This window comes from Streptomyces sp. NPDC006197 (assembly GCF_040613865.1).
Taxonomy (GTDB): domain Bacteria; phylum Actinomycetota; class Actinomycetes; order Streptomycetales; family Streptomycetaceae; genus Streptomyces.
The window spans coordinates 1-25,276 of the sequence record NZ_JBEXSZ010000008.1 but is presented as its reverse complement, the minus strand read 5'-3'; the positions used below and the strand labels follow the sequence as shown (position 1 = coordinate 25,276).

The window sequence follows — 25,276 nt, the reverse complement described above, 5'->3', positions numbered from 1 at the left end:
TCGGCAGTCGGCCGGATCCGTGGATGGGGACGCCCTTTCCGCCGTACCCGGTTGCGCCGCGCCGGTCTCAGCCCTCCGCGTACGCCGCCGGGAGCCGGCGGCGGCCCGCTGGGACCTGTCCGGCGGATCAGGGTCGGACAGGCCCTAGGTCGCGCTGTTCACCATCGAGGCCGCCGCGTACGTCAGGTACCGCCACAGCTCGCTCTCGTGCTCCGGGGCGAGGTCGAGCGAGTCGAGGGCGTCGCGCATGTGACGCAGCCAGGCGTCGTGGGCGGCCCGGTCCACGGTGAACGGCGCGTGACGCATGCGGAGGCGGGGGTGGCCGCGGTGGTCGCTGTAGGTGCGGGGGCCGCCCCAGTACTGCATCAGGAAGAGGGCGAGACGCTCCTCGGCCGGGCCGAGGTCCTCCTCGGGGTACATCGGGCGCAGCAGCGGGTCGGCCGCGACTCCCTCGTAGAAGCGGCGGACCAGGCGGCGGAACGTCTCCTCGCCCCCGACCTGCTCGTAGAAGGTCTGCTCCTGCACTGTTTCCCCGGGAATCTCGTTCACCGTTCCATCGTCTCAGATGCCCGGCCGAGGACCGGAGGCTTAGGACCGTCCCCGGAGGGCGTGACGACCGCCCGTACGGCCGCTCGCCCCGGGACCCCGGAGAGCGGGAGAGTGGACCCATGGACGAGTTCGCCCAGGCCGGCGCGCGGGAGCGGCGCGCGCTCGTGCGGGAGATCGAGGCGGACGGCCTGCTGGCCGACCCCGCCTGGCGGGCGGCCTTCGCCGAGGTGCCGCGCCACCTCTTCGTCCCGTACTACTACGTCTCCGCACCCGGCGGCTACGAGCGGCTCTGGGCCGGCGACCCCGAGCCGGAGCGCCGGGAGCGCTGGCTGCGCGGGGCGTACGCGGACACCGCGATCGCCACCCGGGTACGGGACGGGGAGCTGGTCTCCTCCGCCAGTCAGCCCTCCCTGATGGCCCTGATGCTCGACGCCCTGGACGTACGCGACGGGGACGACGTCCTGGAGATCGGCGCCGGGAGCGGCTACCACGCGGCCCTGCTCTGCCACCGCCTCGGCGAGGAGCACGTCATCACCGTCGACCTCGACGAGGAGATCGCCGAGTCCGCCCGGACCCACCTCGCCGCCGTCGGGTACCGGCCCGCCGTGCTCGCCGCCGACGGCGCCCGCGGCTGCCCCGAGCACGCCCCGTACGACCGGATCGTGGCGACCTGCGCGGTGCCCTCCGTCCCGTACCCCTGGCTCGCCCAGTGCCGGCCCGGCGCGCTCGTCCTCGCGCCGCTCTCCACCGGGCTGATCCTGCTGAGGGTGCGCGACGCCGCGCACGCGGAGGGACGGTTCCTCGCGACCTCCGCGTACTTCGTGGCGCTCCGGGGCGCCGCCGCCGGGGTCCCGGAGCACGACAACCCGCGCCCCGGCCCGGCCGGGGACGAACGCTTCCTCTTCCTGTGGGGCCTGGTCGGCGGGACCCTCGACAGGCGCGAAGCGCTCTCGCTCTGGCTGCGCGAGCGGCGGCCGGGGCGGGAGCGCTTCGGGGTGACGGTCAGCGGCGACCGGCAGTGGGCCTGGCTGGACGACCCCGGAGGGCCGTACGCCTGGCCCCTGCCGGGGGCCGTCTGACGGTGCTCGGTCCTCGTCAGGCGAGCCGGATCGTGATGGTGGTCCAGGCGCCGACGTGCACCCGGTCGCCGTCCTGGAGCTGGACGGGGACGTAGGGCTGGATCGGCTCCTCGCCGCCGTTGACCGTGGTGCCGTTGGTGGAGTTCTGGTCCACCACCGCCCACGAGCCGTCCGGCTGCTGCACCAGCACGGCGTGCTGGTGCGAGACGCCCGGGTCCTCCGGCGGCACCGACAGGTCGATGTCGGGGGACTCGCCGGTGGAGTGCCGGCGGCGGCCGATGGAGACCTGGTTGCCCTGGAGCGGCAGGTGCTTGGCCGGCGAGTACGCGGGCAGGTTCAGGCCCGTCGCCTCCGGACCGCTGCGCTGCATCATCGCCATGAAGTACTCGCGGTCGGGACCGATGACCGCGGTCCAGCTCAGGGGCTGCTGCTGCCGCGGCGGCTGGAACTGCTGCGGAGGCTGCTGCCCCTGGTGCTGGTGCTGCGGCGGGGGTCCCTGGTGCGGCGGGGGCTGCGGGGGCTGGTGCTGCTGCGGAGGCGGCGGAGCCTGGTGGGACGGTGCCTGCGGGCCCTGGTGCTGCGGCGGCGCCTGGTGCTGCTGCGGGGCCGGCGGCGCCTGGGGCGGCTGGTGCTGCGACGGCGGCGACAGGACCCAGTCGTCGTCCGCGCGCGGCTGCGGCGGCGCGGGCGGGGCCGGAGCCTGGGCGGGCGCCTGGAGGTACGCGGGCGGGGCAGGCGGCTGCTGCTGCGCCGGCGGGCGCTGCGGCGGGGCCTGGTGGTGCGTGGGCTCGGCGCCCAGCGGCTCGGCCGGCCGGTTCACCTGCGAGGGCCGCGAGCCCTGGTAGCCGAACGGGTCCGGCTGCTGCTGGGGCTGCTGCGGCGGCGGGGGCGGCGGTGACTGGAAGCCCGGCGGCAGGTTCAGGCCGGGCGGCGGCCCGGGCTGCTGCGGCGGGGCACTGTGGGGCGCGTTGTGCGGGGACAGCGGCGTGTACGAGGTCGCCGAGTTCGTGAGGAAGTTCCAGCGGCACTCCTCGCAGAACGGCGCCATGGGCTCGCGCGGCGTACGGCACTGCGGGCACAGCTCCGCCTGGGCCGTCGCGTTCGGGTCGCCACCGGGGCCGAAACCGCCGGGAGCCGCGGGCGGAGGCGTGCCGGGGCCACCGGGCCCACCGTGGCCTCCCGGACCGAAGCCGCCGGGAGCGCCCGGCGGCGGGCCCATCGGGGCCGGGCCGGGACCGGGCTGACCGGGGTTCGCGGGGCCGGGGTATCCGTACGCGGGGGGCGGCGGCGGGGGAGGCGGCGGTACGGCACCCGTCGGCGCACCCGCCCCGGCCATGCGATGGCCGCAGACCTCGCACCAGTCGTCGGAGACCGACTGGTGTCCGTTCGGGCAGGTCGGCATGTCGGTGCTTCCCCCTCTCGTCGTCCGGCCCGGTGGCCGGGCTACCTCTTGACGCGAACGGTCTTGGTGGAGCGGGTCTCGAGTGTCATCTCGTCCGCTTCCGCGACCTTCGCCTTCAAACGCACAGTACCGGTCGCCGCGTCGACCACGTCGACCACCTTCGAAAGCAGTTTCGCGGTGTCCGCGTTGCCGGAGGCCGCCGCGAGCTGCACGGCACGGCCCAGCTTGGCCGTCGCGCCGTCACGATCGCCCGATTTGCGGGCATCCAGACCCTGTTGGATGACGTCCGCGAGCTCGGCCTGACCCGTGTAGTGCGCGACCTGCGGGTTGATCGACGTCGACATCGCGAGGTCGTCCGTCCACACCGCCCGTACCAGTCCTTGAGACAGCGGGCGCGGATCGTCGCCCGCCGGGTCCGGGGCGATCAGGGAGACCCGGGCGGCGAGCATCTCCTGGCCGACCGCCGCCCGCGGGACCCGCACGCTCACGTGGTAGTCGCGGGACTCGTCGCCCCACGAGCCCGTCGGGTAGTCCCCGGCGCGCGGCCCGGCCTCGGTGCGCCGCCCCGTCAGGTCCTCGACCGACGGCGCCACCTGCTTCACGAACATGATCTCGACCCCCACCGGGGTCCACAGGCGCAGCGCGACGTCCGCCACGCCCTTGCCCATCGCGTGCTCCATCATCGTCGTGAAGTCGGCGGCGAGGCCGGCCGGGTCGGCGACGATGTCGGCCGTGCCGAGGAGCGCCGAGGCGATCCCGGTGACCTCCTTGACCTCCCAGTCCGTGCCGACCCCGCGCGCGTCGCAGGTGAACCGGCCCGCGCAGGCGTCGAGCGCGGCCCGCAGCTCCTCCGGCGACTCGTGCTCGTTGCGGCCGTCGGTGAGCAGGATGCCGTGCCGGATGGTGAGCTCGGCGGAGGAGAGCAGCCGGTCCGCGAGGCGCAGCCAGGTGCCGATCGCCGTGCCGCCGCCCGCGGAGAGCCGGCGCAGCGCCTCCTTCGCCTCGGCGCGGGTCCGGGCGTCGGCGACCGCGAGGCGGCCGTCCTCCGGGTAGACCTCCTTCGCGATGTGCGTCCCGGCGACGAGGGCGAAGTGCGTGCCGTCGCGCAGGGTGTCGACGGCGGCGGCGGTGGCCTCCCGCGCGCCGCGCATCTTGGTCGCGGGGTAGTCCATCGAGCCGGAGCAGTCGACCATGATCACGACGCCGGCCGCGGCCGGGCCGCCGTTCGCGAAGCCTCCGGTGGTGCCGCCACCGGTCGAGGTGACCGTGACGATCGCGCTGACGTCCCGGCCGCCCTCCGGCAGGAACTCGTTCTGGTAGACGTCCACGGAGAACTGGGGCACGGTCGGCTTGGAGAAGTTCGCCATCTGTTTTCGGCTCCTACGGGACAGACGCAACAACGGTGAAGGGGACGGGGATCGGCGACCGCTCTCAGGCGGATCCTGCCCCTTGCGGCGTGGCGGTGAACGGGACGAGCGCGACCGTGATGTTGTCGTGGCCCCCGCCGTCCAGGGCGTGGCCGACGAGGACCTGCGCGGCGCCCAGCGGGCGGTCCGCGGCGTCCGCCGGGACGACCCGGGCCATGTCCTCCGCGGCCTCCGCGTAGTTCCACAGTCCGTCCGTGCAGACCACCACCACGCCGGAACGATCCGGCTTGAACGCGGCGGTGTGCGGGTCCAGTTCGTACGAGTCGGCACCGAGCCAGCCGGTGATCGCGTGGGCGCGCTCGTCCGCGTACGCCTCGGCCTCGTTCATCAGGCCCGCCGCGACCATCTGCGCGGCCCACGAGTCGTCCTCGGTGAGCCGGGCGGGCGGGGTGCTGCGGTCGTCCGGCACCCAGTAGGCCCGGCTGTCGCCGACCCAGCCCACGACGAGCAGGCCGGAGGCGACGACGGAGCCGACGATGGTGCAGGCCGGGGCGTTGCGGTGGCGGTGCGGATCGTGCTCCGCGCCGTCCTGACCGGGCTCCTCCGCGAGGGAGTTGACGGCCTCGGCGGCGGCCACGATCGCCTCGTGCATCGCCCGCTGCGGGTGCGTGCCCCGGGGCAGCGCGGCGAGCAGCGAGGCGCCGGCCGCCTCGGCGGCGGCGGCGGAGGCCTCGTCGGGGCGGGTCGCCGAGGAGACGCCGTCGCAGACGATCGCGAGGGTGGCGGGGGAGCCGTCGGGCAGGGTGGTCGACGAGACGGCGAACGCGTCCTCGTTGCGGTGGTGGCGCAGCCCGCGGTCGCTGACGGCGGCGACGCCGGCGAGCTCCCGCTCCATGTGGTCGCGCTCGCGCGGCTGGGCGTGCCCGCAGTTCTCGCAGTACCCGTCGGTGTCCACCCGCCCGGCCCGGCAGGCCACGCAGATCGCGGCGGCGGGAGCGGCAGCGGCAGCGGGAGCAGGGGTGGCGGGAGCGGGAGCGGCAGCGGGAGCAGGGGTGGCGGGTGCGGGAGCGGCAGCGGGAGCAGGGGTGGCGGGTGCGGGTGCGGGTGCGGGGGTGGCGGGTGCGGGTGCGGGTGCGGCCTCGGCGGCCGGGCCCGGATCGACCCGCACGGCGGCACGGGGGTCGGGCGCGGCCAGTTCGAAGTCCCCACCGGACGCGGCGGACGCGGGCTCGGGCGGCGTGGGGCCGTCCGTGCGGACCTCCGTCGTCGGGAGGTCGCGGCCGCCGGAGTCGGTGCCCGGCAGGTCGTTCGGGTGCTGGGTCATGGTCGAGAGCGAACCGGGCTCGCGGGGCGGGGCGTCCGGCCAGTTCACGGGGGTGCCGATCACCACGGTCGGGCGGTCGGCACCGGCCTCGGCGGACGGCACCGCCGACAGGTCGTAGCCGCACGCCCCGCAGAACCGGTCACCCGACTCCAGCGGCTCCGCGCAGCCCGGGCAGGCGGCGAGTCCGTGCGACGGCTTCGGCTTCTGGGACATCCTCACACCCACGTCCTGGGGCGGAAGCGGTTGGCCCGCTCCACCAGTTCGATCCTCTCCTCGCCCCGCTGGGCGAGCCGGGCCAGCACCCGGTACGAGCGTTCGAGGCCGAAGCGCAGTCCGCGCTCGTCCAGTTCACTTCCGAGCAGCAGCGCGCCGCCGCCCGGTGCCGCACCGGGACTCCCGGAGAGTACCCAGTCGAGGGCCATCCCGAGGACCTCCGTCGACAACCGCTCCCGGCGCACCGCGTCCAGACCGAAGCCCTGGAGCGCGGAGACCTGCGCCGCGGCCGCCGTGAGATCGGCGCCGAGCGGCTCGTGCGCCGGGCGCCGCCGCAGCCGCGCCCGCACGGCCGCGACCCGCGCCGCCGTGTAGTGGATCGACGCCTCCGGTACGGATTCCAGGGCCTGTACGGCTCCGCCGCGGTCGCCGGCCGCGAGCCGCACCCGGGCGAGCCCGAAGGCCGCGCTGACGAAGCTGGGGTCCGTGGCCCACACCAGGCGGTAGTACTCGGCGGCGTTGTCCAGCTGGCCGAGGACCTCGGCGCAGATCCCGAGGGCCAGCTTCGGCGCCGGCTCGCCCGGGAAGGCGTCGTAGACCGCGTCGAAGGCCAGCGCCGCGTGCTCGTGGTCACCGGTCACCAGGGAGGCGACGCCCCGGTACCAGACCACCCGCCAGTCGTCCGGGTCCCGCTCCTCCAGACCGGCGAGGGTCCGCGCGGCGGCGGGCAGGTCGCCCAGCTCCAACTGGGCCCGCAGGGTGCGCAGTCGCAGCTCGGTGGAGGGGGCGGGCGCGCCCTGGAGCGCCCCGAGCAGCTCGCCCGGGGCGGCGGCCGCGAGACCGGCGAGGAAGCCGGCGTTGGGGTCGCTCGTGTCGACGCGCGGCACGGGCAGCGCGAGCGCGGTGGCGGGCGCGTCGAGCGGCGCGAGCAGCCCTCCGAGCCCGGGACCGGGGAGCGCGTGCGCCCCGGCACCCGGCGCCTGCCCGGGGACGGCCCCGGGTACGGCGACCGGCGCCTGTCCAGGAACCGCACCGGCCGGCAGCGAGCCCGCCGCGGCCGCCCCGCGCCGCTTGCGGCCCCGGCGGGCCCCCAGCAGCGACACGTCCTCCGTCAGTTCGGCGAACAGCGTGGTGTCCGTGACCCGCACCTCCGTGCCGAAGAGCGTCGAGAGCGCCGGCCGCGGCCGGCCCGACTGGAGCGCCACGACCTCGCGCAGCACGCCCGTCAGCTGCTCCGCCATCTCCTGCGCGGAGGCGAACCGGCGGGCCGGGTCCGGGTCGGTGGCGCGGACCAGGAAGCGGTAGTACGACTCGTACGTCCGGAAGACCTCGATGTGCTCCGGGTCGGGCAGCGAGTCCACGAAGACGTTCGTGTAGCCCTGGAAGTCGAAGGTCATCACGGCGAGCGTGCGCGCCACCGTGTACAGGTCGCTCGCCACCGACGGGCCGACCTCGGCCACCTCCGGCGCCTGGTAGCCGACCGTGCCGTAGATCGCGGACTCGTCGTCGTCCATCCGCCGGACCGCGCCCATGTCGATGAGCTTCAGCTGGTCCTCGGACTGGATGGCGTTGTCGACCTTGAAGTCGCAGTACAGCAGGTTCCTGCTGTGCAGGTGTCCGAGCGCCTCCAGGGCCTCGATCCCGTACGCGCAGGCCTGCTCCACCGGCAGCGGGTCGCGCCGGCCGTCGGGCGTGCGCCGGTCGTTGGCGATCTCCTTGAGCGACTTGCCGCCGACGTACTCCATGACGATGTAGCCGTCCAGGGAGCCGGTGCGCTGGTCGAGGTGCTCGACGAAGTTGTAGATGCGGACGATGTTGGAGTGCTCGATCTCGGCGAGGAAGCGGCGCTCGGAGATCGCCGCGGCCATGGCGTCCTGGTCGCCGGTGTCGAGCAGGCCCTTGAGGACCACCCACCGGTCGGAGACGGCCCGGTCGACCGCGAGGTAGATCCAGCCGAGCCCGCCGTGCGCGAGGCAGCCCGCCACCTCGTACTGGCCGTGGACGATGTCGCCGGCGCGCAGCTTCGGCACGAAGGAGTACGGGTGCCCGCACTTGGTGCAGAAGCCCTCCGTGCGGCCCGGCCGGTCGCCCCGCGCGCGGCCCACCGGGGCCCCGCAGTCCGAACGGGAGCAGAAACGCTTCCGCTCGGGGACCTCGGCGTTCTCCATCACCGCCGCCCGCGGGTCGGGGCGCGGCACCTCGGGGATCGTCACCAGGCCCGCGCCCAGCCGGTTCCGGGCGGACTGCCCGGTCGACGAGCCCGAGCTGCGCACCGACACCGAGCGGCCCGTGGAGGCGCCGGAGAGCGAGCGCGAGAGCCGGCCGGAGACCGACCGGCGCGAGGTCGAGGACCGGGACGAGGCACGCGAAGAGGCCCGCGAACCGCTCCGCGAGGAGCCGGAGTCCGGCCCGCCGAGGCCGCCCGCTCCCTTGCCGGGCACGGCCATCCCCGTCGGCGTCGACCCGATCAGCCCCCCGGGCGCGACGACCGGGGCGAGCCCGCAGGTGTCGCAGTACAGCTCGCCGCCTCCCATGTCCTCGTACGAACCCTCGCACGAAGGACGCTGACAGCTCCCCACACCCGTCTCCCCGCTCACCACTGTCGTCCTCCCGCGTCTCCCGCGTCCCTCGTGTCCCTCGGTCCGGACAGCACGTCCGCCGCCGCCTGCTGGTAGCGCAGCACTGCCTGCTCCGCGACCCGCAGATCGCAGGGCGCGCTCCACAGCATCCGGCGCGCCGCGTCGTACCGCTCGACGAGCAGCGGATCCTCCGCCGCACCGAGCCGCGCCACCTTCGCCTTGTACGCGTCGAGCCGGCCGCGCAGCTCGGCCCGGACCGCCAGCGGCGCCGTGACCGCCGTCAACTGCTCGCGGGCCCGCAGCAGTTCGTCCTCCGCCTCCCGCTCCAGGGACTCCAGGAGCGGGGAGAGCCGGTGCCACTGGGCGCGCCGGCGGTACTCGGCGGCGGCCGCGAGCCGCTCCTGGAGCACGATCGGCGGCCCGCTGACGGCCGGCACCTCGGAGGCGGCGATCTTCGCGAGGACCTCGCCGCGCGCCGACCGCGCCTCGGCGAGCGTCCGGTCCGCCCGCGAGAGCACGTTCCGCAGCCGGAGCAGCCGGTCCTCGGAGTCCTGCCGGACCGCGAGGACCGCCTCGATCTCGCGCCGGACGTCCTCCAGGGCCAGGGCGGCCCGGTCGTACCGCTCGGTGTCGGGCCTTCCGCCGCCCGGCGCCGAACTCCCGGCCGCCGGGCGCCAAAACGCCAGCGGGTCGGTCACGACCTGGGAGCGCAGCGCGGTCAGCTCGGCCGTGATCGCCTCCAGCTCGTCCCCCGCCGGGTGTTCCCCGGGCCGCACGCCGACCGAGTGCGCCAGCGAACGCGTCCGGCCCAGCTCGGCGGCGAGCAGGTCTATCCGGGCGGGCAGCGCCGACCAGACGGCGTCGGCGGTGACGACCAGGTCGAGCGAGGAGGCGTACAGCTCGTTCATCCGCCGGACCAGCCCCTCCAGGCTGAACCGCTCGGTGAGCAGGGCGCCCTCGGCGGCCCCGCCCGGGACGAGCACGGTGTCGCCGCGCAGCCGGTCGGTCAGCTCCACGAGCTCGTCCCGGCCGGGCCAGCGGCGCCTCGCGCGCACCTCACGGGCGTCCCGCAGGGCGCCGGTGTACACGTCGAAGCAGGTCCAGAGCAGGGTGATGGTCCGCTCGGCGGCCGCCCACCGGTCCCGGGTCGTCCCGGTCAGCTCGGCCCCTTCGAGCAGCCTGCGGCCCGCGTGGTCCTGGAGCGCGAGGAGCGAGTCTTCGATCGCCTTGTGCTCGGCGCCGAGCCGCGCCAGCGCACGGTCCACCTCGTCCCGGTCCATCACCGGCCCGGGGGGTCCCGTGACGCCCATCGGTCACCTCTTCCGCTTCGTGTACAGGGTTGCTCGTCGGGGCGCGGACAAGGCCGCTACTTGTACAACGGAGCGGGTGGCCCGGGTATCCCGGGGAGGTCCTTGGCCAGCCACTCCTGGTACGCCTTCTGCCAGGGGCCCTGCCGGTAGCCCACCAGGACCTGGTTGACCCGGCGCACCAGGTCGTCGTTGCCCAGCTTGGCCGCCACCCCGTAGTACTCCTCGGTGAACGGCCGGCCCTTGAGCTCGACCGCCGGGTCCTGCGCGGCCTGGCCGGCCGCGAGGGCGTTGTCGGTGACGACGGCGTCGACCTCGCCCATCTGGAGCCGGGCCAGGCAGTCCAGCTGGTTGGGGACGGTCAGCAGGTCCTTGTCGTCCTTGGTGCCGTCGGCCTCGTCCTTGAAGACCGCGCCGAAGGAGTTCTCCGCCAGGGCGTCGTAGGCCGTGGAGCCCTCGGCCGTGCAGATCCGCTTGCCGCGAAGCGAGGAGTCGTAGCCGGTGATGCCCTTGTCGAGCTTGGGCGCCAGGACCTGCTGGCCGGCCTGGAAGTAGGCGGTGGAGAAGGCGACCTGCTCGATCCGCTTGCAGTTGATCGTCATGGTGCGCACGACGAGGTCGACCTTGCCGCTGTTGAGTGCGGCGATCCGCTGGTTGGTCGGGATCGTGCGGAAGATGATCGCCTTCGGGTCGCCGAGGAGGTCCTTGGCGATGGCCCGGGCCAGGTCGATGTCGAAGCCCTCCAGGACGCCCTTCTCCGGGTTCCGGTAGCCCCAGCGGTAGCTGGACTGGTCGACGCCGACGATCAGCTTCCCTCGATCCTTGATCGCCCGGACCGACGGGCCGTCCGCCGACGAGGGCGTGAGGGAGGCCTCGGGGTGCTCGCAGGTGTCGGCCTTGACCTGGACGCCGGTGCCCACGCCGGAGCCGGGCGTCCGGGGCGCGGCCGCCGCGTCGCTCCCGTCGTGCGTGAGGGGCAGCAGGGTCAGCGAGGCGGTGAGCCCGCAGGCCAGGGCCATGGTGGCCACCCCGCCCCAGCCCCGCAGCCGCCTGGCGGCCCGCCGCACCAGCGGGTCCGCGCCGCCCGCCGTCGTCCGCGGCACGAGCGGGTCCGCGCCGCTCGCCGTCCGCCGCACCAGCGGGTCCGTGCCGTTCGGCATCCCGCCCCCTCTCACCGGTACTCCGACAGTCTGCGGTTGATGCCGAGCACGGCCCCCGCCGCACCCAGGATCCCGAGGGCCGCCGCGCCCAGGGGCAGTGCGGTCAGGGCGTCCCTGGCGGCTCCGGCGGAGCGGGTGAACTCGGCCTGCTCGTGCGCGAGGGCCCGCTCCAGGGCCGCGTCGACCTGGTCGAAGGACTGGCCCGTGGACCCCTTGGCGCCGACGACCCGGTCGAGGGCGCCCTCGTAGTCGCCGGCCTCGTCCTTCGCTCGGGCGTCCTTGTGGCGCTCGCGCCAGTCCGCCGCGCGCGCGGCCGAGTCGTCCACCGGGGCGCGCCCGGCGTCGTCGTCGGCGAGCTCGCGCGCCGCGCCGAGCGCCGTCGTCAGGGCGCTCATGCTCGCCGTGTAGTCCGCCTCGTACTTGTCGTTCTTGCCGTCCTCGGTGAGGACGGCGCCCCGGGCGACCAGGGTCAGGTTCTCGTTGGCGCGGGCGGTGAGCGAGCTGATCCGGGCCGTGTTGAGGACCTGGAGGGACTCCTGCCCGTGCGCCCGCGCGCTGTTCAGCTCGGTCCGCGTCACGGTGTGCGCGGCGAGGAGCCACAGCAGGACGACCGCGGTGGCGGCGGTGGCGGCGAGCAGCCCGTGGTTGAAGACCCGGTTGGTGCGGGCGTAGTTGCGGCGCTGGGCCCAGAAGAGGACGCCGAGGGCGAGCAGGCCGAGCGCGAGCGACAGGAACGGCCAGGCGCGGGCCGAGTCGTCGTCGCGGTGCAGCCGCGCGGTCTCCGCCGCGTACAGCCGCTCGGCGGCCGGCAGCAGCGCGCTGGTCATCTGCTGGTTGGCGTACCGCAGATAGGCGCCACCGAGCGGCAGGCCCTGCCGGTTGGCGGCCCGGGCGCGCTCGATCAGGCCCGTGTAGCGGGGGAGCTGCTCGTTGAGGGTGGCGATCTCGCGGGCCGAGGCGGACGAACCGTCCGTGTTCGCCGCGGCCTTGACGAGCAGCCGGGAGGCGGTGGTGATGTCCCGGGTGTAGCGCGCGCGGGACTCCGCGGGCTCCAGGGTGCCCGCCAGGAATCCGCTGGCGGCGGTGGTGTCGGCGTCGGCGAGGGAGCGGTAGATGGCGGCCGCGTCGGCGCTCAGGGGCTGGCTGCGGCTGACGACGTCGTCGGCGGCGGAGGTCCGGCCGGTGACCTCCAGGGCGGTGACGGCTCCGAACGCGACGACGAGCAGCGCCAGTACGGCCCCGAGGATCTGGAGGCGGCCGGGCTCGGTGGTCGCGGCCTCCCGCAGCCGCTCCCGTCCCACGGCCCAGGCGCCGCGCCCCGCGGGCGGGGCGGCGACGGGCGCGGGCGACGGCTGCGCGGGCAGGCCGGCGGGGCGCGCGGGCGCCTGAGCCGTGCCCCGCGCCGCCGAGGCGGCGGGCGCGTTCGGCGGGTGTGTCACTTGACCTCCCCCTCGGTCGCTGACGTCGGTCCCTCCGGCCGGCCGGTGAGTCCGGTTCCGGTGGTGGACCACCCGGCCAGCAGTATGGCCTCAGGGGACCGTCCGCACACCGGGATTGACTGGATCTTGTGCCTATCGTGCCCCATGCCTCCCACGCATCAGCGGGCGAGCCCCTCACTCTGAATACGTGGCCCGGCCCGGATCGGTTCCGTATCGGCCATCACTCGAACAGGTGAACATGCGTGCGGGGCGCCCCGTCGCGCACGACGAGACGCCCCGCACCCACCGCGTTCAGCCCTCGTACCGCTCCCGCAGCCGGGCCTTCGCCACCGGGCCCGCCGCCACCTCGTCCAGGGCGAGGAGGCCCGCACCGAGGACCGGCGGCGCGGTCACGAAGCCGATCACCGCCTTCGGCGCCCGCACCGCGAGGAGTTCGCGGATCCGCTCCTCCAGCTGCGGGTGACGCGCGGCGAGCACACTGCCGCCCAGCATCACCGGCGCCTCCTCGCGGTCGAGCCCGAGCCGGCGCAGCGCGACCGTCGACATGGCGACGACCTCCTCGGCCAGCCGGTGCACGAGCGACAGCGCCACCGGATCGCCCCCGGCCGCGACCGCGAACAGCACCGGCGTCAGCTCGTGCCGCCGCGCCATCGGGATCCCGCCCAGGTGCAGCGCCTCGATCAGGGCGTACATCGACTCCAGGCCGAAGTGCGCGGGCAGCGCGTCGGCGAGGGCGGTGGGCAGCCCGCGCCCGTCCTCGGCGCGCGCCGCGCACCACAGCGCCTCGTCGGCCAGCCCGCCGCCCCCGCCCCAGTCCCCGGAGATCTTCCCGATCGCGGGGAAGCGCGCGGTCCGCCCGTCCGGGGTCATCCCGACGCAGTTGATCCCCGCCCCGCACACCACGGCCACGCCCCGCGGCTCGTCGAGCCCGGCCCGCAGGATGGCGAAGGTGTCGTTGTGGACCCGTACGGACCGGCTCAGGCCCCGGCCGAGCAGCTCGGCCCGGAGCGCGGCCTCCTCGACGGGCAGGTCGGCATTGGCGAGACAGGCCGCGACGTGCGCGAACGCGGGGGAGAGCCCGGCACCGCCGGCCTCCGCCCACGCCCGCCCGACGATCTCCACGAGCCCGTCGACCGCCGTCCCCACCCCCACCACGGGGGGCTGGAACCCGCCGCCGCGCGCCGACCCCAGGACCGTCCCGCCCCGGGAGACCACCGCGACGTCGGTCTTGCTGTTCCCCGCGTCGATCGCGAGGAGCACGCCGTCCAGGTTCACGCCCACGCGAGGTGCTCCCGGTTGTGCGCGATCAGCCGGTCGGTGAGCCCGTCGGCGTACGCGTACTGCCCGACCAGCGGGTGCGCGAGCAGCGCCTTGAAGACCCGGTCACGGCCGCCGCGCAGCGCCGCCTCCAGAGCCAGGTCCTCGTAGGCCGTCACGTTCGCGATCAGACCGGCGTACAGCGGGTCCACCGGCGCGACCGGCAGCGGCGTGGCACCGTGCGCGCCGACCGCCGCCTGCGTCTCGATCACGGCGTCGTCCGGCAGGAACGGCAGCGTGCCGTTGTTGTACGTGTTCACCACCTGGTACGGCGAGCCCCCGCCGCCCAGCAGGGCGGCCGCCAGGTCCACGGCCGCCTCCGAGTAGAAGGCGCCGCCCCGCTCGGCGAGCAGCGCCGGCTTCTCGTCGAGCGCCGGGTCCCCGTACATCTCCAGGAGCTCCCGCTCCATCGCCGCGACCTCGGCGGCCCGCGAGGGCTTCGTGCCGAGCTCCCGCACCACCTCGTCGTGCGCGTAGAAGTACCGCAGGTAGTACGAGGGGACGACGCCGAGCCGGTCCAGGACCGGGCGCGGCAGGCGGAGGTCCCCGGCGATCGCGTCGCCGTGCGCGGCGAGCAGCCGGGGCAGCACGTCCTCGCCCTCGGGGCCCCCGAGCCGTACCGCCCGCTCCCAGGTCAGGTGGTTGAGCCCGACGTGGTCGAGGTGGACCTCGGACGGGGCCACGCCGAGGAGCCCCGCGAACTTCCGCTGGAAGCCGATGGCCACGTTGCACAGGCCGACGGCCTTGTGCCCGGCCCGGAGCAGCGCGCGCGTGACGATGCCGACGGGGTTGGTGAAGTCGATGATCCAGGCGTCCGGGTTGGCGCGCCGGACCCGTTCGGCGATGTCCAGGACGACCGGGACCGTGCGCAGCGCCTTGGCGAGACCGCCGGCGCCGGTGGTCTCCTGGCCGACGCAGCCGCACTCCAGCGGCCAGGTCTCGTCCTGCTCGCGGGCGGCCTGTCCGCCGACCCGCAGCTGGAGCAGGACGGCGTCGGCGCCCTCGACCCCGACGTCGAGGTCGCCCGTGGTGACGACCTTGCCGTCGTGGTCCTGCTTGGCGAAGATCCGCCGGGCCAGGCCGCCGACGAGCTCCAGGCGCTCGGCGGCGGGGTCGACGAGGACGAGTTCGGTGATGGGCAGGGTGTCGCGCAGGCGCGCGAATCCGTCGATCAGTTCGGGGGTGTAGGTGGACCCGCCCCCCACGACAGCGAGCTTCATCTCGTATCAGCCCTTCACTCCGGTCAGTGTGACTCCCTCGACGAACGCCTTCTGCGCGAAGAAGAACACGAGGATCACGGGGGCCATGACCAGGACGGTCGCGGCCATGGTCAGATTCCAGTCGGTGTGGTGCGCCCCCTTGAAGGACTCCAGGCCGTAACTGAGCGTCCAGGCGGCCGTGTTCTCGGAGGCGTAGATCTGCGGCCCGAAGTAGTCGTTCCAGCAGTAGAAGAACTGGAAGAGGGCGACGGCGGCGATGCCGGGCTTCGCCATCGGGAGCACGACCCGCACCAGGGTGCGCAGTTCGCCGCAGCCGTCGATCCGGGCGGCCTCGACGTACTCGTTCGGGATGGTCAGCAGGAACTGGCGCAGCAGGAACACGGCGAAGGCGTCGCCGAACGCCATCGGGATGATCAGTGGCCACAGCGTGCCGGAGAGGTCCATCTGCTTCGCCCAGAACAGGTACATGGGGATGATCACGACCTGCGGCGGCAGCATCATCATGGCGATGACGAGCAGCAGTGACAGGTGCCGGCCCCGGAAGCGGAACTTCGCGAGTGCGTACGCCACGGGGACCGAGGACGCCACGACGAGGACGGTGCCGAGTCCCGCGTACAGCAGGGAGTTCCTCCACCAGGTCAGGAAGCCGTCCGTCTCGAAGACCCGGACGTAGTTGTCCCAGTGCCAGGAGTTCGGCGTCAGGTCCCGGGTGAGCGCCTGCTCGTCGCCCATCAGGGAGGTCAGGAAGACGAAGACGAACGGGAGGACGAAGAACAGGGCGGCGGCGATGCCGAGCGAGTGCACGGCGATCCAGTGCAGCAACGCCTTGCGGCGGGCCCGCTTCTCGGCGGGGCTCGACGCCGTCCGGGCGGAGGCGGTGGCGGTTGCGGTTGCGGTCGTCATGGTTCAGTCACCCGAGCCGATCAGGCCGCCGCGCCGGCGCATCAGCAGCGCGGTGAAGGCCATGGAGAAGGCGAAGAGCACGAGCGCCACCACGCAGGCCGCGCCGTAGTTGAACTGGCTGAAGCCGAGGCTGTAGACCAGCTGCGGAAGGGTCAGCGTGGAGTCGTCCGGGTAGCCGGGCTGGAAGGCGGCGCCGGAGCCGCCCATCACCCCGGAGGCGATCTTGGCGGCCACGATCGGCTGGGTGTAGTACTGCATCGCGCCGATGACCCCGGTCACGACCGCGAAGAGCACGATCGGCGAGATGTTCGGCAGCGTGACGTACCGGAACCGCTGCCAGGGGGACGCGCCGTCCAGCTCGGCGGCCTCGTACTGCTCCTTCGGCACGTCGAGCAGGGCGGCCATGAAGATGACCATGAGGTCGCCGACGCCCCACACGGCGAGGACCGTGAGGGCCGGCTTGGCCCAGTCCGCGTCGTTGAACCAGGAGGGGGCGGGGATGCCGACCGCCTCCAGGAACGAGTTGACCGGGCCGGTGCCGGGGTTGAGCAGGAAGACGAAGGCGAGCGTGGCGGCCACCGGCGGCGCCAGGTACGGCAGGTAGAAGAGGGTGCGGTAGATCCCGGCGCCCTGCTTGATCTTGGTGATCAGCATGCCGACGCCGAGGCCGAAGACGACCCGGCAGGTCACCATGACGACCGCCAGCCAGAGGGTGTTCTGCATCGCCGGCCAGAACTTCGGCAGGTCGGAGAAGACGTACGCCCAGTTCTCCAGGCCGCGCCAGGTCGGCGGGTTGAGGCCGTCGTAGCGCATGAACGAGAAGTACACCGTGGAGACCAGCGGATAGGCGAAGAAGAAGCCGAATCCGATCAGCCAGGGCGACATGAACAGGGCGGCGCGCAGCGCGTTGCGCCGTCGCTTCGCGCGGAGCGTGTACGTGGTCATGACGGGTTACTTCGCGGCGGCGATGTCGCGGTCGATCTGGGCGGCGGCGTCCGCGAGGCCCTTCTTGAGGTCCGTGATCTTTCCGCTCTCGTACTTGTGGGCGAGGGCGGAGAGGGTCTCCTGGTAGGCGGGGCCGTTCACGGCGCCGTCCGGGGTGGTGGACTGCGGGTGCCGGGCGATGTCCAGGAAGGTCTTGAAGCGGTCGTCGAACTTCAGGTTCGGGGACTTCAGCGCCTCGAAGGTGGAGGGCACGTTCCCGATGGCGTTCGCGAAGCCCACCACGGCGTCGGTGTCCGTGGTCATGTACTTGACCAGCTCCCAGGCCGCGTTCTGCTTCTTGCTCTGCGGCGCGATGCCCATGATCGTGCCGGAGAGGTAGCCCTTGCCGTACTCGGCGACCTCGTCGTCCGCGACGGGCAGCGGCGCGACGCCGACGTCGAACTTCACCTTGGCGTCCTTGATGAAGTTCAGCCGCCACTCGCCGTCCAGCTGCATGGCGACCTGGCCGGTCTGGAAGGGGTGCTTGGCGCCCCACTCGTCACCGAAGGTGGTGCGGTACTTGTCGAGCTTCTCGAAGCCGCCGAGGGAGTCCACCAGGGACTTCTGGTACGTCATCATCTCGGCGAAGGCCGGGTCCTTGGCGACGTTCGACTTGCCGTCCTTGTCGAAGTACGCGTGGTCCCACTGCGACATGTAGTGCTCGACGACGGTCTCGTAGCCGAGGTAGTTCGGCATGAAGCCGAGCTGCTCGTAGGAGTCGCCCTTGTGCTCGGTGAGCTTCTTGGCGACCTCGGCGAACTGGGACCAGGTCTTCGGCGGGGCCTCGGGGTCGAGACCGGCCTTCCTGAAGGCGTCCTTGTTGTAGTAGAGGCCGTACGCGTCGGAGAGCAGCGGCATCGCGCACCGCTTGCCCTCGAACTGGGTGTACTCCTGGAGGACCTTCGGGAAGGTCTTGTCCAGGTCCAGCTTCGACTTCGCTATGAAGGGGGCCAGGTCGGCGAGCGCGCCCGAGGAGCAGAACTTGCCGACGTTGGAGGTGGTGAACGAGGACACGACGTCCGGTCCGTTCGAGCCGCCCGCGCGCAGCGCCTGGCCGAGCTTCTCGTCGTTGATGTCGCCGACGAGCTTCACCTTGATGTTCGGGTGGGCCTTCTCGAAGCGGGCGACGTTGTCCTCGATCGCCTTGACCTCGGCGGGCGCCGACCAGCCGTGCCAGAACGTGATCGTCGTCTGCGCGTTCGGGTCGTCGGCGGCCGCGTTGTCCGCGGAGCCGGTACAGGCGGAGGCGAAGAGGGCGATCGAGGTGGTGGCGGCGAGCGCGGCGGCGGCTCTGCGCGGACGTACGGGCATGGCGGGGTCTCCCTGGGGACGGGTTGCGGACTTGGCGGAGGGACGGGGACGGTCAGCGCGAGGTGTCGAAGACCTCGTCGCGCGTGGTGGCGAGGGCGCTTTCGAGGGCGCCGCGCAGCACGGGGTTCCGGCGTACGGCGGAGAGCACGAGCCGCGGCCGGGAAGGGGCGAGGTCGGCGAGTTCGGACTGCACGCGCGCGCGGAGGGGTTCGCCGCCGGTGACGAGGGCGTCTCCGGAGAGCACGATCAGTTCGGGGTCGAGGACGGCGACGAGGGAGGCGAGTCCGGTGGCGAGGCGTTCGGCGTAGCGGTCGAGCAGCTCCGCGTACCGGGGGTCGTCCTCGTGGGTCTCGGCGGCCCGGGACAGCAGCCCGGACACCACCGGCACGAAGGGGTGGTCGGGCGTCTCGATCCCGGCGGCGCGGGCGATCCGGGGCACGGCCTGGATGCCCGCGAGCTCCTGGAAGCCGCCGGAGTTGGCCTTGGTGACCTGCCGGACGAGCGGGGTGCCGGGCACGGGCATGAAGCCGAGCTCGCCGGCGCCCCCGGTGAAGCCGCGGTGCAGCCGCCCGCCGAGGACGAGGGCGGCGCCGAGCCCGCCCTCGTTCCACAGCAGGGCGAAGTCGGTGTGGCCCCGGGCGGCGCCGAGGCGCTGCTCGGCGACGGCGACGAGGTTGACGTCGTTCTCGTACTCGAACGGCATGGGGAGGGCGGCGGCCAGCTCCTCCAGGAGGGTGGGGGAGTGCCAGCCGGGCAGGTGGGAGGCGTACCGCAGGCGTCCGGTGGCCGGGTCGAAGGCGCCGGGGGTGCCGATGACCAGGCGCCGCACGTCCTCGCGGGCGATGCCGGCCGCCTCGACGGCCCCGGCGAGGGCCTCGGTGACCTGGCGGACGACGCCGGAGGCGGAGCGGCCGGGGGTGCGGAGCTCGTACTCGCCGACGATCTCGCCCGTGACGTCGGCGACGGCGGCGTGGATGCGGTGCTGGTCGACGTCGAGTCCGGCGGCGTACGCGGCCCGCGCGTTGACCGCGTAGAGCTGGGCGTTCGGTCCGGGCCGGCCCTCGGTGGTGCCGGTGGCGACGACGAGACCGGCCGCTTCGAGGCGGGCGAGCAGCTGGGAGGCGGTCGGCTTGGACAGGCCGGTGAGCTTGCCGATCCGGGTCCGCGAGAGGGGGCCGTGCTCCAGGAGCAGGTCCAGGGCGGCGCGGTCGTTCATGGCCCGCAGGACGCGCGGTGTGCCGGGGGTTCCGGGGGGCGTACCGGCCATGATGATCCACCTGCTCCTGCCTGAGCCATACTGTTAGGAAAGTTTCCTATTCGGTTGGGAGGAAGGTAAGGCGGTCGTCACGGGGGCGTCAATACCCGGGAACGCGACACGCCCCCGAAGGCAACCGAAGCGTTACCCGCGGGGGCGCGAAGAGGCGAAGGGCTACTTCGAGAGGTCCTTCGGCAGCGGGGTCGCCGCCGTCGACTGCGGTGAGGTCGTCGAGGCGAACACCGACGGAGCCGCCATCCCGGCCGTCGGATCGGCCGCCGGCTCCTCGGGCTGCGCCGGGACCCCGCCCACGATCCGGACGCCGGCCTCGTCCAGACCCCGCTTGATGCGCCAGCGCAGCTCGCGCTCCACGCCCAGCTTCTTGCCCGGCATCGTCTTCACCGAGACCCGGACCGTCATCGAGTCGAGCAGCACCTCGCTCAGACCGAGCACCTCCACCGGACCCCACAGGCGCTCGTTCCAGGGTTCCTCCTTCGCCATGGCGTCGCCCGCCTCGGCGATCACGGCCCGCACCTTCTCCAGGTCCTCCGTCGGCCGGACGGTGACGTCCACACCGGCCGTCGCCCAGCCCTGGCTGAGGTTCCCTATCCGCTTGATCTCGCCGTTGCGCACGTACCAGATCTCGCCGTCCACCCCGCGCAGCTTGGTCACCCGCAGACCCACCTCGACGACCTCGCCGGAGGCCACGCCCGCGTCGACCGAGTCCCCGACGCCGTACTGGTCCTCCAGGATCATGAAGACGCCGGACAGGAAGTCCGTCACCAGGTTCCGCGCGCCGAAACCGATCGCCACACCGGCCACACCCGCCGAGGCGAGCAGCGGCGCCAGGTCGATCTTGAAGGCGCCGAGGATCATCAGCGCGGCCGTGCCCAGGATCAGGAAGGACGCCACCGAGCGGAGCACCGACCCGATCGCCTCCGAGCGCTGCCGCCGCCGCTCGGTGTTGACCAGGAGACCGCCGAGCGTCGTCCCCTCCACCGCCTGCGCCGAGCGGTTCATCCGCTCGATCAGCTTCGTCAGGGCCCGCCGGACGGCCATCCGGAGCAGCAGCGCGACGACCAGGATCAGCAGGATGCGCAGCCCGGTGTTCAGCCAGGTGGACCAGTTCTCCTCCACCCAGCTGGCCGCGTTCGTGGCCCGCTCCGCGGCCTCGTCCAGGGTCACCGGCATCGGTTCGGGTTCGGTGGCAGCCGCCAGGGCGGACCAGGACACGGGACAACCTCCAGGCATCGCGTACGCAGGCCATCCACAGTAACGGGGCGTCGGGCGTGGTCCCGTAGCCCTGTTCGAGGGAGAGACCGACCTCACCTGGGCACATACCAGGGAGAGATGCCGATGTGGTCGAGAACACCCCGGGGCCGCCACCCCGATCCCGATACGTGGTGGCGCCGCGACCAGGCATGAGGAGAGACTGAGAGCAGTTCGTCCCGGCGCGAGCCACGCGCCGCCGGCGTCATAGGAGGCATCCGTGCCGCACGTCCTGGTCCTCAACGCGTCGTACGAGCCGCTCGGCGTCGTACCGCTCCGCCGCGCACTCGTCCTCGTACTGGAGAACAAGGCCCTCTGCCTCGAGGAGTCCGGCGCCTTCCTGCACAGCGAGTCCCAAGTCCTCCCCGCTCCCAGCGTGGTGCGACTGAAGCGCTTCGTGCGGGTCCCCTACCGGGGGCCCGTTCCCTTGACCCGCAGAGCGCTCTTCGCGCGCGACGGCGGGCGCTGCGCGTACTGCGGGGCCGTCGCCACCAGCGTCGACCACGTCATCCCGCGCAGCCGAGGGGGCACGCACGCCTGGGAGAACGTGGTGGCGGCCTGCCGCCGCTGCAACCACGTCAAGGCCGACCGGCACCTGCGCGAGCTGGGCTGGCGGCTGCGGCACCAACCCGCCCCGCCGACCGGCCTGGCCTGGCGGATCATCGGGACCGGCCACCGGGACCCCCGCTGGCTGCCTTACCTGGAGCCGTACGGCGCCGTGGACGTGATGGCCCGGATCGACTCCGTCGCAGACGCCCCCGTGAGGGCGCTGACGACGGGTTGAGCCGGGCCTTTCGCGTACGGGAGCGGCACGCCCCTCAGGGGGCGGGCCGCTCCTCCGGCGTGTCCCCGGACGGTGCCTCCGGCGCCTCGGACGCCTTCGGCTCCTGCTGCGGGGCCACCGCGTACGTCTCCACCGACCAGAGCGAGTAGCCGAAGCGGGTCGCCCGCGTCTCCCCCTGGACCCGCAGGAAACGGGTGTCCGCCGCGTCCATCCGGACAGACTCCCGGCCGCCCCTGCCGTCCGCGACGGTCGCCGCCGTCCGCCAGACCCGCCCGTCGGCGGAGACCTGGACCCGGTAGCGGGAGGCGTACGCGTCCTGCCAGTGCAGCACCACCTGCCCTATCCGGGCCGGCTCGGGCAGCTCCAGCTGCCACCATGCGCCGTCCTCCGCCGGCGAGGACCAGCGGGTCGCCGGGTCGCCGTCCACCGCCGAGGAGGCCGGGAAGTCCGGGGTCTCGTCGCCCGAGGAGGAGGCCGTCGCCGCCCGCGCCAGGTCCGGGCCCGCCGTCCGGGGGAAGGCCCGCACCGTCAGGATCCGCTCCTCGCCCGCGAAGGACACCGGTACCCGGTACGAACCGGCCGGCACGCCCGCCGCCACCGACACCTCCAGCGGGACGCTCGTCCGCGCGCCGCGCTCCACCACGGCCTGCGCCGGCAGCCGCACCGCGATCCCCTTCGGGGCCTTCGCCGTCAGCGCCCCGCGCACCTCGCCCGCGCGCCGTCCCGTCAACTCCACGTCCACCCGCTGCGCCGGGCCGCCGATCTCCGCGTCCGTCTCGGTCCGGGCGAGTTCCAGACCGGCCCGCGGCCCGTCCGCGAACCACGGCACCAGCGAGCGCACCCCGGGCGCCGGACCGTCGCCGCTCCACACGACCCGCAGCGCGTCCGCCGTCAGCCCCTTCAGCTCGGTCTGCGTCCACCCGGACGCCGACAGCGGGCCGAGCGGACGCCAGCCCTCGCCCGGGACGTACGCCTCCACGCGCGCGTCCCCCCGGCCACCGGCCCCGCCGGGCTCGGCCATGACCGTCAGGGCCTCCACGGGCCGCGCCCGGTCGAGCCGCACGGTGTACGAGCCGGGGATGCGGTCGGCCCGGGCCGCCGGGGCCCGGTCGGCGCCGGTCCAGGCCGCGGACTCCGCCACCGCGCGCGTGAGGAACGGATCGAGGACCCCCGAGCCGACCGTCACCCGGCTCGCCTTCAGCTCCTTCCGCTGCCCTTCCAGGTCCAGTTGCGCCCGCCAGGCCGCCGCGCCGTCGCCGCGCGCCTGGGCGAGGAGCATGTCGACCGCCGTCTCGCCAGCCCGGCCGTACCGGGAGAGCTGCTCCAGCCAGGGGCCCGTCTCGTCGTCGAGGGTGCCGCCGGCCGCGGCCGTGAGCCCTCCGGGGGCGCGGCGCATCACGGTGAACGCGGCCCGCAGCTCGCGCGCCGCCTTCTCCCGCGCGGCCGTGCCGGTGCCCGTGCGGGACGCCCAGAACGCGGCCAGGAGCGGCTTCAGATAGGCCGACTCGCCCGACGGGTCGAGGATCGACGAGGAGCCGTTCCCGGCGAGCGCGCGCAGCGCCTCGCGGGCGGCCGGGTCCGGCCCCGCCAGGTCGTCCACCGCGGCCCGCCAGGACTCCCGGGGCCGGTAGCCCCTCGGGTTCCAGGCGTAGTCGGCGGTGGTGAAGAGCGGGACGCGGGAGGCCGCGGGCTGCTCCATGGCGTGCGCGAGGAAGGCGGCGGAGCCGGCGGCCACGGCGGGCTCGCGGCCCGTGGCGGGGCCGAGGAAGAGCCGGTCCTGGGCGTAGTCGTTGACCGGGTAGTTGTCCATGGTGACCAGCGGGTGGTCGCCGAGGGCCGAGCGCGCACCCGCCAGTTCGCGGCCGGTGATCGTGCGCGGGACGACGCCGACGCCCGTCCACGCCACCCGCACGTCCGCGTCGAGCGCCTCGGCGAGCTTCGTCCGGTACGCGCTCGCGCCGTCCTGGTAGTACTCCGTCGGCATCACGGTGAGCGGCTCGGCACCCGGGTGCCGCTCGGCAAGCCGCCGGGCGACGGCGTTCGCCACGCGCGCGTGGGCGGCGGCCGCGGCCTCCGGGCCGCGCCCGAAGGCGTCGGCGTCCCGGTCGCAGTGCCACTCGTCGTAGGAGGCGTCCTGGAACTGGAGCTGGAAGGAGCGCACCCCGAGCTCCCACATCGCGTCCAGCTTCCGCGTCAGCGCCGTCACGTCGCCGTCCGAGGCCAGGCACATGGACTGGGCGGGCGCCACGGCCCAGCCGAGTGTCACGTGGTTCGCGCGGGCCCGCTCGGCGAGCGCGCGGAACTCACCCCGCTGCGCGGCCGGGTAGGGCTCGCGCCACTGCGCCTGGCGGTACGGGTCGTCCCCGGGCGCGTACAGATAGCGGTTCTGCTTGGTCCGGCCCAGGAAGTCCAGCTGGGCGAGCCGCTGTTCCAGGGTCCAGGGACGGCCGTAGAAGCCTTCGGTGATGCCGCGCTCGGCCGTGCCGGGCCAGTCGCGGACGACGACGCCGGGGACCTCCCGGCCGGTGCCGAGGAGCTGACGCAGCGTCTGCACGGCGTGGAACAGGCCGTCCTCGCCGACGCCGTCCAGGACGACCGTGTCCCGCCCCCGGAAGCGGCCCGTCGCGAGCCGGTAGCCGCCGCGCGGGAGGTCGAGCCGCTCGGGGACGCGCAGGGCGGTCAGGGCCTCCTCCGCGCCCTCGCCGGAGGGCCCGGCGGCCCGCAGGACCGGACCCCGGCCCGGCAGGCCGGTGTGGACGGTCCGTACCCCGGCTGCCCGCAGCAGTTCGCGCAGGGCGGCGAGGGCGTACGGATCGGCGTCGGCGTCCGCGAGCAGCGTCACCTCGTCCCCGAGGCGTACGGAGGACCCGGCGGCGGTCAGGGACTGCGGCCGGGGCCAGACGGCGGGCGGGGCCGACCCGGTGGCGCCGGCCGAGGGCGAGGCGGGAGCGGCAGGAGTCGAGGGGGCCGTGCGGGACGGGGACGACGGAGCCGCGGGAGCGGCCGGGGAGACGGGGGCCACCGGTGTCGTCGGGGTCGCGGGGGCCGTCGGGGTCGCCTGCGCCGAGCCCGGCACCGCGCCGCCGAGGAGGCCGCCGATGACGGCGGCGGCGACGGCCGTCGCGGTGCGCTTCCTGCGCCCGAGGTGCACGGGTGGTCTCCCTTCGGCCGGGGGAGGGCCCGTCCTCCGGATCAGGCCGGAGGACGGGCCCCGGCGACTCCGCCGGTTGGTCACGAGTGGGTCACGAGCCCACCACCCGTCGCACAGGGTGTCAATGCGCGTGGCCGATGTGTCGGCTTTGCCCGGCGAGCCGTCGGCGAGGTGACGTCATTTCGCCGTGTTCCGCCGGTAAAACGAGGTGCGCTGGGTAGGGCTCTGTCATTGCCCAGGTCAAACCTGTCGAGACGAACCGGGAGACCCCCGTGACCACGACCGCCCGCCATCTCGGACGGATACGCGTTCCCCAGCAGTCGGCACAAGCCGGTGAACCGCTGACCAGCGAGCCGCCCCTGCCCGACGCCTCCCCCCTCACCAGCGAGCCGCCGCTGGCCGTGGCGGCACCCCTGACCAGCGAACCCACCGCCCCCGGCAGCGCGGGCGGCCCGGAGTCCCCCGGAGTGTGAAGTGACCCTGGCCCGTCTCGCCGCCCGTCACGGCGTCGCCACCGCCCACAGCCCGTCAGAAGGCGTCACCGTGCCCGTGCCGGACGCCACCGTGGCGCCGACCTCTCCCAGCTGGACGCCGATCTCCAGTCCACGTCCGACCGCCTCGCCTCCGAGTCCGCCCCCGAGACCCAGCCGTAGCCGCAGCCGC

General features: G+C 74.2%; 19 protein-coding genes. 3 read left to right on the top strand and 16 right to left on the bottom strand.

Annotation, left to right across the window (positions count from 1 at the left end):
* Positions 1–144: 144 nt before the first annotated feature.
* Positions 145–549, bottom strand: coding sequence for a globin (locus ABZ318_RS04020; RefSeq protein WP_356900918.1), 405 nt, complete (start codon positions 547–549; stop codon positions 145–147).
* 119 nt (positions 550–668) lie between these two features.
* Here ABZ318_RS04020 and ABZ318_RS04015 point away from each other — a divergent pair, with 119 nt between their 5' ends.
* A complete protein-coding gene (locus ABZ318_RS04015; RefSeq protein WP_356900917.1) occupies positions 669–1,628 on the top strand; it encodes a methyltransferase domain-containing protein in 960 nt (319 codons plus the stop codon).
* 16 nt (positions 1,629–1,644) lie between these two features.
* Here the strand turns inward: ABZ318_RS04015 and ABZ318_RS04010 are convergent, their stop codons facing one another.
* The 14 genes from ABZ318_RS04010 to ABZ318_RS03945 all read right to left on the bottom strand — a co-directional run bounded on the left by ABZ318_RS04010 (position 1,645) and on the right by ABZ318_RS03945 (position 20,600).
* Entirely contained in the window at positions 1,645–3,030 is a 1,386-nt protein-coding gene (locus ABZ318_RS04010; RefSeq protein ID WP_356900916.1) for an FHA domain-containing protein, read from the bottom strand.
* A 41-nt stretch (positions 3,031–3,071) separates the two neighbouring features.
* The gene (locus tag ABZ318_RS04005; protein ID WP_356900915.1) at positions 3,072–4,397 is read right to left on the bottom strand and encodes a VWA domain-containing protein; all 1,326 of its coding nucleotides are present in this window, start codon (positions 4,395–4,397) and stop codon (positions 3,072–3,074) included.
* A gap of 64 nt (positions 4,398–4,461) precedes the next feature.
* The gene (locus ABZ318_RS04000) at positions 4,462–5,934 is read right to left on the bottom strand and encodes a PP2C family serine/threonine-protein phosphatase (RefSeq protein WP_356900914.1); all 1,473 of its coding nucleotides are present in this window, start codon (positions 5,932–5,934) and stop codon (positions 4,462–4,464) included.
* 2 nt (positions 5,935–5,936) lie between these two features.
* A complete protein-coding gene (locus tag ABZ318_RS03995; RefSeq protein WP_356900913.1) occupies positions 5,937–8,468 on the bottom strand; it encodes a tetratricopeptide repeat protein in 2,532 nt (843 codons plus the stop codon).
* A gap of 59 nt (positions 8,469–8,527) precedes the next feature.
* Positions 8,528–9,823 carry a hypothetical protein gene (locus tag ABZ318_RS03990; protein WP_356900912.1) on the bottom strand — a complete coding sequence of 432 codons (1,296 nt, stop codon included), beginning with the start codon at positions 9,821–9,823 and terminating at the stop codon, positions 8,528–8,530.
* Positions 9,824–9,879: 56 nt separating this feature from the next.
* Positions 9,880–10,839, bottom strand: coding sequence for a glutamate ABC transporter substrate-binding protein (locus ABZ318_RS03985; RefSeq protein WP_356900978.1), 960 nt, complete (start codon positions 10,837–10,839; stop codon positions 9,880–9,882).
* A gap of 152 nt (positions 10,840–10,991) precedes the next feature.
* Positions 10,992–12,281 (bottom strand): hypothetical protein, encoded by a 1,290-nt coding sequence (locus tag ABZ318_RS03980; RefSeq protein ID WP_356900977.1) that lies wholly within the window; start codon positions 12,279–12,281, stop codon positions 10,992–10,994.
* A 429-nt stretch (positions 12,282–12,710) separates the two neighbouring features.
* Positions 12,711–13,700 carry a BadF/BadG/BcrA/BcrD ATPase family protein gene (locus tag ABZ318_RS03975; RefSeq protein WP_356900911.1) on the bottom strand — a complete coding sequence of 330 codons (990 nt, stop codon included), beginning with the start codon at positions 13,698–13,700 and terminating at the stop codon, positions 12,711–12,713.
* On the bottom strand, positions 13,691–14,956 hold the full coding sequence (locus tag ABZ318_RS03970; RefSeq protein ID WP_356900910.1) for a 6-phospho-beta-glucosidase: 1,266 nt from the start codon (positions 14,954–14,956) through the stop codon (positions 13,691–13,693). Before ABZ318_RS03970 ends, ABZ318_RS03975 begins: the two co-directional genes overlap by 10 nt.
* A 6-nt stretch (positions 14,957–14,962) precedes the next feature.
* Positions 14,963–15,859, bottom strand: a complete 897-nt coding sequence (locus tag ABZ318_RS03965) for a carbohydrate ABC transporter permease (protein WP_356900909.1) — start codon at positions 15,857–15,859, stop codon at positions 14,963–14,965.
* 3 nt (positions 15,860–15,862) lie between these two features.
* Positions 15,863–16,804 carry a sugar ABC transporter permease gene (locus tag ABZ318_RS03960; RefSeq protein WP_356900908.1) on the bottom strand — a complete coding sequence of 314 codons (942 nt, stop codon included), beginning with the start codon at positions 16,802–16,804 and terminating at the stop codon, positions 15,863–15,865.
* Between the two features lie 6 nt (positions 16,805–16,810).
* Positions 16,811–18,154 carry an ABC transporter substrate-binding protein gene (locus ABZ318_RS03955; protein ID WP_356900907.1) on the bottom strand — a complete coding sequence of 448 codons (1,344 nt, stop codon included), beginning with the start codon at positions 18,152–18,154 and terminating at the stop codon, positions 16,811–16,813.
* Positions 18,155–18,206: 52 nt separating this feature from the next.
* Positions 18,207–19,421 (bottom strand): ROK family transcriptional regulator, encoded by a 1,215-nt coding sequence (locus ABZ318_RS03950; protein WP_356900906.1) that lies wholly within the window; start codon positions 19,419–19,421, stop codon positions 18,207–18,209.
* Positions 19,422–19,583: 162 nt separating this feature from the next.
* Positions 19,584–20,600: a mechanosensitive ion channel family protein gene (locus ABZ318_RS03945; protein WP_356900976.1), complete on the bottom strand. Its 1,017-nt coding sequence runs from the start codon at positions 20,598–20,600 to the stop codon at positions 19,584–19,586.
* A 298-nt stretch (positions 20,601–20,898) separates the two neighbouring features.
* Here ABZ318_RS03945 and ABZ318_RS03940 point away from each other — a divergent pair, with 298 nt between their 5' ends.
* Positions 20,899–21,462 (top strand): HNH endonuclease, encoded by a 564-nt coding sequence (locus ABZ318_RS03940; protein ID WP_190156696.1) that lies wholly within the window; start codon positions 20,899–20,901, stop codon positions 21,460–21,462.
* Between the two features lie 34 nt (positions 21,463–21,496).
* On the opposite strand, the gene ABZ318_RS03935 is transcribed toward ABZ318_RS03940, so the two are convergent.
* The gene (locus tag ABZ318_RS03935; protein WP_356900905.1) at positions 21,497–24,613 is read right to left on the bottom strand and encodes a beta-N-acetylglucosaminidase domain-containing protein; all 3,117 of its coding nucleotides are present in this window, start codon (positions 24,611–24,613) and stop codon (positions 21,497–21,499) included.
* Positions 24,614–24,885: 272 nt separating this feature from the next.
* Here ABZ318_RS03935 and ABZ318_RS03930 point away from each other — a divergent pair, with 272 nt between their 5' ends.
* Positions 24,886–25,086, top strand: a complete 201-nt coding sequence (locus ABZ318_RS03930) for a hypothetical protein (protein ID WP_185094539.1) — start codon at positions 24,886–24,888, stop codon at positions 25,084–25,086.
* The last annotated feature ends 190 nt before the right edge of the window (positions 25,087–25,276 follow it).